At 76.1% G+C, this 10784-nt stretch carries 7 protein-coding genes and 1 pseudogene; 5 read left to right on the top strand and 3 right to left on the bottom strand.

All coding sequences use genetic code 11. The features are described from left to right. Nucleotides 1-602: pseudogene (locus tag ABEB07_RS36285) on the bottom strand (FUSC family protein); the annotation flags it as partial. A gap of 191 nt (nucleotides 603-793) precedes the next feature. On the opposite strand from ABEB07_RS36285, the gene ABEB07_RS36280 reads away from it, so the two are divergent. The 4 genes from ABEB07_RS36280 (at nucleotide 794) to ABEB07_RS36265 (ending at nucleotide 4877) form a co-directional block, all read left to right on the top strand. Further along, entirely contained in the window at nucleotides 794-1381 is a 588-nt protein-coding gene (locus ABEB07_RS36280) for a DUF5134 domain-containing protein (RefSeq protein WP_164588623.1), read from the top strand. Between the two features lie 119 nt (nucleotides 1382-1500). Continuing rightward, on the top strand, nucleotides 1501-2436 hold the full coding sequence (locus ABEB07_RS36275; protein ID WP_345672310.1) for a M56 family metallopeptidase: 936 nt from the start codon (nucleotides 1501-1503) through the stop codon (nucleotides 2434-2436). Nucleotides 2437-2623: 187 nt separating this feature from the next. Then, the gene (locus ABEB07_RS36270; RefSeq protein WP_345672309.1) at nucleotides 2624-3295 is read left to right on the top strand and encodes a TetR/AcrR family transcriptional regulator; all 672 of its coding nucleotides are present in this window, start codon (nucleotides 2624-2626) and stop codon (nucleotides 3293-3295) included. A 235-nt stretch (nucleotides 3296-3530) separates the two neighbouring features. Continuing rightward, nucleotides 3531-4877 (top strand): FAD-dependent oxidoreductase, encoded by a 1347-nt coding sequence (locus ABEB07_RS36265; protein ID WP_345672308.1) that lies wholly within the window; start codon nucleotides 3531-3533, stop codon nucleotides 4875-4877. 31 nt (nucleotides 4878-4908) lie between these two features. Here the strand turns inward: ABEB07_RS36265 and ABEB07_RS36260 are convergent, their stop codons facing one another. Next, nucleotides 4909-5268, bottom strand: a complete 360-nt coding sequence (locus tag ABEB07_RS36260) for an ArsR/SmtB family transcription factor (protein ID WP_345672307.1) — start codon at nucleotides 5266-5268, stop codon at nucleotides 4909-4911. 120 nt (nucleotides 5269-5388) lie between these two features. Between ABEB07_RS36260 and ABEB07_RS36255 the strand changes: the two genes are divergently transcribed. Continuing rightward, nucleotides 5389-6468, top strand: coding sequence for an NADH:flavin oxidoreductase/NADH oxidase (locus ABEB07_RS36255; protein ID WP_345672306.1), 1080 nt, complete (start codon nucleotides 5389-5391; stop codon nucleotides 6466-6468). A gap of 87 nt (nucleotides 6469-6555) precedes the next feature. Here ABEB07_RS36255 and ABEB07_RS36250 read toward each other — a convergent pair. Beyond that, on the bottom strand, nucleotides 6556-10784 hold a 4229-nt coding region (locus ABEB07_RS36250), incomplete at its 5' end, for a cation-translocating P-type ATPase (RefSeq protein WP_345672305.1).

The raw sequence follows: 10784 nt of genomic DNA, 5'->3' as shown, positions 1-10784 counted from the left end.
GCGGTCAGCGCCTGGGCGGTGGCGCGGCGCTCCGGGCCGTGCGGGCGCAGCAGGCCGGGGGCCATGCCGACCAGCCAGGCCCAGGCTCCGGCCGCCGCGGCCAGCGCCAGGTGTCCGGGGATCTGACCGAGGCTCTGCGGGACGAAGAGGGCGGCGGAGCTGACGAAGCTGAGGACGACGTTGCCGGGCGGGCCGAGCCGGGTGGCGTCGCACAGCGTCTTCTGCGCGGCGGCCAGGAGCGCGCCCACGGTGACCAGGACGACCGCGTCGGAGGTGAGCGAGGCCGCGACGAGGGAGAGCGCGAGGCCGCCGAGCATTCCCGCCGCGACCCAGGCCAGCACCCGGGCCCGGGCGGCGTAGGGGCGGTTGTGGGCGTAGAGGGCGCAGAGCGAGCCGGCCATCGTGTACATGGCCAGGTCGAGCCGGCCGAGGGCGAGCAGCGTGAGGTTGGGCGGGGCGACCGAGACGACGGCGCTCAGGGCGGGCTTGAACCAGATGTCCGAGGGCCGGCCGAGCCGGAGGACGCCGGCCAGGGGGAGGCGCGGGGCGGATCGACGGCCCGGGGGGGTGCGGGTGGTGGGGCTGGGAGGCGCACTGCTCATGGCCATAAGCTTAACAGGTGTTTTACAGGTAAATTATTGACCGACGTCCCACTCATGACGCGGCGCGCTCCCGCGAACGCTCCCCGCGTACACCCTTGCGCTCGTGTGCGCACCGCGCGGTCCGGGCATCGCTTGACCGAGCGGCGGACCGCCCAGCGGCGGTCCGGCAACGTCGAGCGGGGAGGTGGGGGGTGCACGGACCGGCTTCGCCCGGCTGGCTGCTGGTCGCGCTGTGCGCGGCGAGCGGCGCCTACTGTCTGCTGCGCATGCGCAGCGGTGTCGAGGAGCAGCGCAGGGCCGCGGGCAGCGAGGCGGTGATGGGCTTCGCGATGGCCGCGATGGCCGTCCCCGCGGCGGTCTTCAGTCCGCCGGCCTGGGCCTGGCCCGGCTACGCGCTGGTCTTCGGCGTGGCCGCGCTGCGCTCGCTGTGGTGGGCGCGGACCAGCGCGCACCATCTGCACCACTCGGTGGGCGCGGCCGCCATGGTCTACATGTCGGTGGTGATGACGCTGTCCCCCGGCTCCCCCGGCGGGCACCACCACGCGCACGGCGGCTCGGGAGCGCCCCTCCTCACCGGCGCGCTGCTGCTGTACTTCGCGGGCTACGTCCTGGCCTCCGGCGCGCGGCTGGTACCGGCGGCCGCCGCTCCCGCGAGCGGCGCGGGAGCCGTACCGGGCGGGGCGGGGGCCGTCACGGGATGGGGGGACCGTCCGGAACTCGCGCGCGCCTGCCGGCTCTCCATGGGGATGGCGATGGTCGCGATGCTGCTGACCCTGTGAGCCGGCGAGGGCGCGGGCGATGTGACGAGAGGGGTGCGTGCGGAGGCGTCGCCGTGGTCTGCGTCACTTTGCCGTGCGGAGCGGCAACCCGGGCGGCCGGGCGCTCATAGGGTGCTCGCATGATGGTCCCCGCGGTCCTGTTGCTGTTCGGCATGCTGATCGCCGTGGCCGCTCCGCGGCTGCTGGCCCGGACCGACTGGCCGGACCGCGAACCGGTCGTCGCGCTGTGGGCGTGGCAGTGCGCGGTGGCCGCCGTCCTGCTGTGCTGCGCGCTGTCGATGACGCTCAGCGCCGCCGCCGCCTGGGAGGCGGTGCGCGGCCATGTGTTCGCCACGGCCCCGCGCGCGGTGGTCGAGGCGTACGCCCTCGGCACGGCCGGGGCGTGGGCGCCGACGACCGCGGTGACCCTCGCCTGCGGCGGGGTGTGGAGCGCGGCGATGCTGCTGCGCGAGATCGTCCGCGCCCGCCGGCGGCGCGCCGGCCGCCGTGCCGAACTCCTCGTCCGCGCCCCGCTGTTGCCCGGAGAGGAGCCCGGCGCCGACCGGCTCGTGGTGCTGGAGAGCGACCGGCCGGACGCGTGGTGGCTGCCCGGGACCACACCCCGGCTGGTCGTCACCACGGCCGCGCTGCGCCGGCTGAAGGGACGGCAGCTGGACGCCGTCCTCGCCCACGAACAGGGTCATGCGCGGGCCCGGCACGACTGGCTGCTGCACTGCTCGGCCGCGCTGGCGGACGGCTTCCCGCAGGTGCCCGTCTTCGCCGCGTTCCGCGACGAGATGCACCGCTTGGTCGAACTCGCCGCCGACGACGCCGCCTCGCGCCGTTTCGGCCGGCTGACGACCGCGCTCGCACTCGTCGAACTCAACGAGGACCGCGGGGTGTTCGGCCCCTGCCCGAGCCCGCGGGCCGATGTGCCGCAGCGGGTGCACCGGCTGCTGACACCCCGGACCCGGCTGACCGCCGTCCACCGACTGCGTCTGACGGCGCTGGCGTCGCTCGTCCCGGCGGTGCCGGTCCTGGTCGCACTGATGCCGGGACTGCGCGCGCTGGGCTAGGGGGAGCGGGGCCGGGGCCGCGGCCGGTTAGGAGCCTCAGGACACCATCGGGGGGGAAGTGCGCCCGCCTCGGACGATCCCCCGCGTCGCCCGAGACGGGCGGCATGCCGACCAGGCCCGTACCACGGGCCGGTCCGCTTGCGCTGAGTATAGTTGGCTGGCAGCCAGTCAACGCAGGAGTTACAGCATGTCCCCGCGCAGCGCCTCGGTCAATGAAGAGTTGCGGCGGCGTTCCCGGGAACGGCTCCTCCAGTCGGCGGTCGAGCTGGTGGGCGAGCACGGGTACGACGCGACGACGCTCGGCGCCATCGCCGACCGGGCGGGCTCCGCGCGCGGTCTGGTGTCGTACTACTTCCCCGGCAAGCGCCAGCTGGTGCAGTCCGCCGTGCACCGGCTGATGCACCGCACGCTGGAGGAGGCCCTGGAGCGCGAGCCGCGCACCGAGGACGGCCGGGAGCGGATGGCGCGCGCCATCGACGCGATCCTGGGTCTGGCCCGGGAGCGGCCGGTGCTGATGCGCCAGCACATGGCGGGGATCCTTCAGGCCGAGGGCTTCCTCCAGTGCCCGGAGCAGCAGCGGCTGTCGTACCTGCTGCGCGACACGGTGGCCCGGCACGGCTCGGCGGACGTCGACGCGGACTACCCGATGCTGCGGGCGCTGCTGATGGGCGCGGTGTACGCGGCGCTGGTGCCGGGCGCCCCGATGCCGGTGCCGGTGCTGCGGGCCGAGCTGTTCGAGCGGTACGGACTGGACTGGGACATGGGGCGGCCCCCGGGGGCGGATGCCGCCGGCGGTTCCCGCGGCACGGACGTGTCCCGCTTCTTCGCGACGGACCGGGCCAGGGACGGGGAGGGGTGACTCCCCGTCCTGGAAGCCTGAACGGCCGCGGACGGGTGCCGTAGGGCGGACGCCGCCGCGAGGGGGCGGGTGGGGATGGGTCGGCCGGGGCGGGCGGGTGACGAGTCGGCCGGGGCGGGGCGGGTGGGTGACGTGTCGGCCGGGTGGCGGCGGGGTGCTGCCGTGCCGGGGCGTCCGGTGCCATGCTGGTAGGCATCAGCGACCTCCTCCGACCGCCGGGGTAAGGAGTTCCGCCGTGCTGCGTGTCGCCGTCGTCGGCTCGGGGCCGAGCGGGTGCTACACCGCTCAGGGCCTGGTCCAGCAGGACCCCGAGGTGCGCGTCGACGTCCTGGACCGGCTGCCGTGCCCGTACGGGCTCGTCCGCTACGGCGTGGCGCCCGACCACGAGAAGATCAAGTCGCTCCAGGGCAGCCTGCGCGCGGTGCTGGAGCACGAGCGGATCAGGTTCCTGGGCGCGGTGCCGGTCGGCGGCCCGGACGGACTGCCGCTGGACCGGCTGCGGCGGCTGTACCACGCGGTGGTGTACTGCGTGGGCGCCTCGACCGACCGCCGGCTCGGCATCCCGGGCGAGGAACTGCCGGGCAGCTGGTCGGCGACGGAGTTCGTGTCCTGGTACAGCGCCCACCCCGACGCCGTGGACGGCCATTTCGTGCGGGACGCCCGCGGCGCCGTGGTCGTCGGCGTGGGCAACGTGGCCGTGGACGTCACCCGCATGCTGGCCCGGGGCGCGGCCGAGCTGAGCCCCACCGACCTGCCCGAGGCTGCCCTCGCGGCGCTCACCGCGAGCCGGGTGACCGACATCCACATGGTGGGCCGGCGCGGCCCCTCGCAGGCCCGTTTCACCACCAAGGAACTGCGGGAGCTGGGCGCGCTGCCGGACACCGACGTGATCGTCGATCCGGCGGAACTCGCGCTGGACCCCGGGTGCGCCGACCCCTCCGCGCTGCCGGCCGCCCAGCGCCGCAACGTGGAGGTGCTGCGCGCCTGGGCGCACACGCCCCTGCGCGGCGGCTCCCGCCGGATCCGGCTGCGGTTCTTCCTCCGCCCCGTCGAGCTGCTCGCCGCCGGCGGCCGGGTGGCGGGGGTGCGGTTCGAGCGGACGGCGCCGGACGGCCTGGGCGGCGTGACGGGCACGGGGCGCCACGAGGATCTGGCGGCGCAGCTGGTGCTGCGCTCGGTGGGCTACCGCGGGGTGCCGCTGGACGGGCTGCCGTTCGACGCCGCCACGGGCACCGTGCCGCACCGGGAGGGCCGGGTGCTGCGCGCGGGCGCCGTCGCGCCCGGCGAGTACGTGGCCGGCTGGATCAAACGGGGCCCCACGGGTGTCATCGGCACCAACCGGCCGTGCGCGAAGGAGACGGTGGCATCGCTGCTCGCGGACGCGCCCGCGCTCGCCCGCGAGCCGGTGCCCGAGGACGCGGTGGCGGCGCTGCGCGCCGAGGGCGTGGAGCCGGTCGGGTGGGCGGGCTGGCAGGCCATCGAGCGCGCCGAGGCGCGGCTCGGGGCCTCGCTCGGACGCGCGGTCGTCAAGCTGCCCGACTGGGAGTCGCTGCGGGCGGCGGCCGGTACGGACGCGCCCTGAGGCGGCGGGAGGCCGGGGCGGCCCGGCCGTCTCAGTCGTGCGCGCGGCGCTCCTCCTGCCGGGCGGCGGCGGCGAGCAGGCTGTCGAGCAGGCCCGGGAAGAGGGCGTCGAGGTCGTCGCGGCGCAACCCGTTCATCTTGGCGGTGCCCCGGTAGACCTGCCGGATCACCCCGGCCTCGCGCAGCACCCGGAAGTGGTGCGTGGTGGTCGACTTGGTGACGGGCACGTCGAAGTCCGAGCAGGCGAGTTCGCCGCGCCCGCCGGCGAGGTCTCGCACGATGCCCAGGCGCAGCGGGTCGGACAGCGCGTGCAGCACGTCCTCCAGGCGGATGTCCTCCGGCGCGGGGTGCGCGAGGGTGCGGCCGCCGGCGGCGGGGGCGGGAGCGGTCACGGTGACTCCACTTCGTACGAGGCTTCTCATTCTACGAGGGACATCGTAGTTTGACAGCTGACGTACTACGAGAGTTACCGTACAAGCAGACCACCGCTCCCGTGACGAATGGAGTCCGCCGTGAGTGCGCTCTTCGAGCCCTGGACACTGCGCGAAGTGACGATCCCGAACCGGGTCTGGATGCCCCCCATGTGCCAGTACTCGGCCGAGCCCGAGGGCCCGCTGACCGGTGTCCCGCACGACTGGCACTTCGCCCACTACGCGGCGCGGGCGACCGGCGGCACGGGACTGATCATCGTGGAGGCGACCGCCGTGTCGCCGGAGGGCAGGATCTCCCCCTACGACCTCGGCATCTGGAACGACGCCCAGGTCGAGGCGTTCCGGCGGATCACCCGCTTCCTGAGGAGCCAGAACACGGTGCCGGCGATCCAGCTGGGACACGGCGGGCGCAAGGCGTCGACGGACCAGCCCTGGCGGGGCGGCGCGCCGCTCGGGCCGGACGCGCACGGCTGGCAGCCGGTGGCGCCGAGCGCGACGCCCTTCGACGAACGCCACCCGGTACCGGACGAGTTGACGGTTGACCAGATCGGTGACGTGGTACGGCAGTTCGCGGACGCGGCGCGGCGGGCGCTGACCGCCGGTTTCGAGATCGTCGAGATACACGGCGCCCACGGCTATCTCATCAGCGAGTTCCTCTCCCCGCACTCCAACCACCGCACGGACGCCTACGGCGGCTCGTACGAGAACCGGGTGCGGTTCGCCCTGGAGGTCGTGGACGCGGTGCGCGCGGTGTGGCCCGAGGACAAGCCGGTCTTCTTCCGGATCTCGGCCACCGACTGGCTGGACGAGGGCGGCTGGACGGCCGACGACACGGTGCGCTTCGCGACCGAGCTGCACGCGCACGGCGTCGACCTGCTGGACGTCTCCACGGGCGGCAACGCCTCCGGTGTGTCCATCCCGACGGGCCCCGGCTACCAGGTGCCCTTCGCGGCGCGGGTGAAGGCCGAGACGCCGATGCCGGTGGCCGCCGTGGGGCTGATCACCGAGGCCGGGCAGGCGGAGAAGATCCTCGCCAACGGCGAGGCCGACGCGGTTCTGCTCGGCCGCGAACTGCTGCGCGACCCGTCCTGGGCCCGGCACGCGGCCCGCGAGCTGGGCGGCTCGGTCCACGTGCCGGACCAGTACCACCGGTCCGTCTGACACCACCGGTCCGTCCGAGACGTCGGAGACGTCGGAGATCATGGTCCGTCCGAGCGCCGGGGCGCGCCCCTGAGGGCAGCGCTCCGGTCAGGTCCCGGCGGTTCCGGTCACACTCCGGCGGGGGGCGGGGGTCTCCCGGCCGTCGCCCGCTCCCTTGGGCAGCAGCCGCAGGACCGTCTCCTCCAGGCGGGGCAGCGCGCGCTGGCCCGCCAGGGCGAGGGCGATGGCCGCGACGACGCCGGCCCAGGCGACCGGGCCCAGCGGTGTGCAGCCGAAGACGCGGCTGACGCCCGGGGTCTGGACCATGGCGATCAGGGCGACCGCCGAACCGAGGGAGGTCACCTGGACCAGCCTGCTGTCGCGGCGGTCCAGCAGCGTCTGGGCGAGCTGGGTGCCGACCACCCCGCACAGCGCCATGGTGCCCGAGCGGCGTGCGGTGCCCGGTGTGAAGCGGCCGATCAGCCAGGCCGTGACGGCGCCCAGGCAGGTGGTGAGCGCCCGGTGGCGGATCTGCCGGATCAGCGGCTCTCCCAGGACGCCGCCGGCCGCGTCCTCGGGCGAGCCGGCGCGGGCCTGCTCCACGTCCTCCTTCGGCGTGACCGCCACCGCCATGGCCGGGAACAGGTCGGTGAAGAGGTTCACCATCAGCATCTGCCGGGTGGACAGCGGCGCCCGGCCGGCCAGCAGGGTGCCCAGGATGCCGAAGCCGACCTCGCCCGCGTTGCCGCCGATCAGGATGGCGATGGCGTCCGCGACGCTGTGCCACAGGGCACGGCCCTCGCCGATGGCGTCGATCAGGACGGTGAGGTCGTCGGCGGTGAGGACGATGTCGGCGGCGTTGCGCGCGGCGGCCGAGCCGCGGGCGTTGATGCCGACGCCGATGTCGGCGGCCCGGATCGCGGCCGCGTCGTTGGCGCCGTCGCCGACCATGCCGACCACCCGCCCGGCGTCCCGCAACGCCTCGACGACCTGGAGCTTCTGCTCGGGCGCCACCCGGGCCACCACGCCCGCGTCGCGCAGCATGCGGGCCCGGGCCGAGCGGTCGGCGGCGCCCAGTTCGTCGCCGGTGACCACCGTCGTGTCCTCGGGCCAGCCGAGTTCGGTGGCGATCGCCCGCGCGGTCTGCGGATGGTCGCCGGTGAGCATGACCGGCCGTACGCCCTCCTCGTACAGGCCGTGCACGAGGGTGGTGGAGGTCTCCCGGGGCACGTCCGACAGGGCCAGCACTCCGGTGAACTCCAGGTTGCTCAGGCCCTGTTCGAGCGCCTCCGACTCCTTCTCGCCGTCGGCGAGCCGCCGTTGGGCCACCGCCAGGACCCGCAGTCCGCTGCCGGCGAGCGCGTGCGAGGTCTCCGCGGCGTGGGAGGGCAGGGCGGGGCAGGCGGGCAGCACGGTCTCCGGGGCGCCCTTGACCACGAGCAGCCGTCGCCCGTCGGCGGTGCGGCCGACGGCCGCCGCGTAACCGCGGGCGGCCTCGAAGCCGAGGCCTTCGAGCTGCGTCCAGTCCGGGTCGGGCCGGGCCGCGTCCAGGACCGCCTCGTCGGTGGCGTGCACCGGCCGGTCGGAGCCGCCGTTCAGGCGTGGGCAGGCCCGTGCCGCGACGCGCAGCGTCTGCGCGCCCGCCTCGTCGCCCACCGCGTGGACGGCGCCGCCCCCGTCGGAGATCCGCACCAGGCGCAGCCGGTTCTCGGTGAGAGTGCCGGTCTTGTCGAAGCAGATGGTGTCCATCCGGCCCAGCGCCTCCAGGGTGCGCGGCGTGCGCACCAGGACGCCGGCCCGGCTGAGCCGGCGCGCCGCGGCCAGCTGGGCCACCGTCGCCACCAGCGGAAGCCCCTCGGGCACGGCGGCCACCGCGACGGCCACGCCGCCGCTGACCGCGTCGCGGACGGGGGCGCCGCGCAGCAGGGCGAGGCCGGTCACCGCGGCGCCGCCCGCGAGCGTCAACGGCAGCGCCTTGCGGGTGAGTTCCTGGAGGCGGGCCTGCACTCCGCCGGCCGGGGGCGTACGGGCGGCCAGGTGCACGGCGCGGGCGGCCTCGGTCAGCTCGCCGGTCTCCACGACGACGGCCCTGGCCTGCCCGGCCACCACGGTGGTGCCCTCGAAGACCATGCACAGCCGGTCGGCGACGACGGCGTGCGGCGTGGGGCCGGTCTGCTTCTGCACCGGCAGGGACTCCCCGGTCAGCGCGGACTCGTCGACCTCCAGGCCCTCCTGCCACAGCAGGCGGGCGTCGGCGGGCACCACGTCGTCGCCCTTCAGCTCGATCACGTCGCCCGGGCTGAGCTTGCCCGCGTCCACGGTGCGGGCGCCGCCGGCCGGCGCCTGGCCGGCCGGGGGCGCCAGGCGCGCCTTCTGCTTCTGCTCGGCCAGCAGCCCGGACAGCGCCCGCTCGGCGCGCAGCCGCTGGACGCCGCCGACCAGGGCGTTCAGGTCGAGCGCTCCGACGACGAGCAGGGCGTCCATCACGGAGCCGAGCATCGCCGAGGCCGCCGAGCCGACGGCCAGGACGGGGGTGAGCGGGTCCTGGAGTTCGCCGCGCACGGCCCGCCCGAGGTCGTACGTCCAGCGGGCCGGGGCCAGCGCGGGATGCCGGAAGGCGGCGCCGGCCGTGTCGCGGACGCGGGTGGTGGCCTGCTCCAGCGGGGTCGGCACGTCGGCCGGTTCGTGCTCCAGCCGCTCCCGCGCCTCGTTCGGCTTCAGTTCGTGCCAGGGCACGCGCGGGTGCGGGCGGGGGGCGCGGGCGGCGGCCACTCCCAGGGCGGCGCGCGCGCCGGAGAGCAGGGCGGTGGCCGCTGCGGCGTCGACCGGCGCGTGCCGCAGTCCGGGCAGGACGGAGCGGCGGCCGCGGCCGCCGCCGGACTCGCCGACGGCGACCATCAGCCCGGACAGCGCGGCGCCGGAGCGGGCCAGGGTCTGCGAGCGGCGGCCGACCGTGCGCGCGGCCGGGACCGCGGTGAGCACCCGCCACACGTCGGGCAGGCCGTGCAGGGCCAGGATGTCGGCGCCCCACACGACCGCTCCGGCGCGGTCGGTGAGCGCGACGGCGATATCGCTGCCGCGCAGTGCGGCCAGGACGTCGTGGTCGTCGGCCGACCGCGCCCGGGCCACGGTGACGACCGCGCCCTCGTCCTCGTCACGGCGCAGCCCGTGGACGACGTCGTCGAAAGGCCGCCGGGTGTCCACCACCTCGTCGGCGAGGCCGGTGAAGTCCTCCAGCGCCGGGTGGCCCACGACGACGATCCGCAGGCCGGCCCGGCGGGCGGCGTCCAGGACGGGTTCGGCCCAGGGGTCGGCGGCGCCGTCGTCGGCTACCAGCGCGCTCGGGTGCAGGACGACGGTGCCGGCCATCTCCAGCTGCCGCAGCCGTTCGGGGTCGCGCACCAGCACGCCGGTGCGGGCCAGCGCCGCGCTGAGCACGGCGTGGAAGGCTGCGGGCCCGTAGCGGGCGGCCTTGGGCGAGCCGGCGAGCACCGCCTCGGCCGCCTCGGCCGCGTCGTGCTTGACCAGCAGGGTGGCCGCCGCGCCGATCAGACTGCCGGCGGAGGCGTGGTTGGCGTACTCCTGGGCGGGCGAGACGCGCAGCGGGGGGCGCGGGCAGTCGTCGGTGGCGACGCTGATCCGCTCGGGCGAGCACAGCTGGTCGTGCACCGTGTCGAAGGCGGCCGAGCGGGCCACCGTCCCGGCCAGCTGGCAGGCGCGCAGGGCGCCGTCGAGCACCAGCGAGGTGGGGCTCTGGCCCGCACCGTGCACGGCCGCGTTCACGCAGGCCAGCAGCAGATCCATCCGGGAGGCGCCCAGGCGGGCGCGCAGCCGGGCGCGGAAGCGGGGGTTCTCCCGGAGCAGGGTGACGGCGGCGGTCGCCAGGCGCGGTGACGGCGGCAGCCGCAGCCAGTACGCGGTGAGGCCGGCGGCGATGCCCAGCGCGTCGGCGCCGAGCGTGGCCGCGGCGGCCCGCACCCCGGCGGCGTCGGCGGGGTGCGGCATCTCCTCGGGGTCGCCGCCCGCCAGGGTCAGCCCGTGCCGGGTGGCGAGGTCGGTCGCGTGCTCCATGACCCGGTCGGAGAACTCCTCCTCGGTGACGCTGACGACCAGGCGGCCGAGCCCCTGGTCCCAGTAGGCGAAGAGGACGTCGGGCCGCTCGGCGAGCTTGGCCGCCATCCGGCGCGCCAGGTGTTCGGTGCCGCCGGCGCTCCGCACGGCGCCCGGCTCGGCGGCGCGCAGCGCGAAGTGGGCGCGGGTGCCGGAGCGCCAGTGGCCGCGTGCGCCGGGGAGCGCGTTGCGGGCGACGCGCGCGACGCGCGCCGCGGCGTCCGCGC

It is taken from the genome of Streptomyces similanensis, from assembly GCF_039543625.1.
GTDB classification, from domain to species: domain Bacteria; phylum Actinomycetota; class Actinomycetes; order Streptomycetales; family Streptomycetaceae; genus Streptomyces; species Streptomyces similanensis.
Note: the sequence above shows the minus strand (reverse complement) of the source record. Positions and strands in the feature narration are given on the sequence as shown.

Excerpts from the sequence above, each read along its gene's own strand:
- ABEB07_RS36275 (WP_345672310.1), top strand. The coding sequence starts at position 1,501 with ATGATGGTCCCCGCGGTCCTGTTGCTGTTCGGCATGCTGATCGCCGTG.
- ABEB07_RS36270 (WP_345672309.1), top strand. The coding sequence starts at position 2,624 with ATGTCCCCGCGCAGCGCCTCGGTCAATGAAGAGTTGCGGCGGCGTTCC.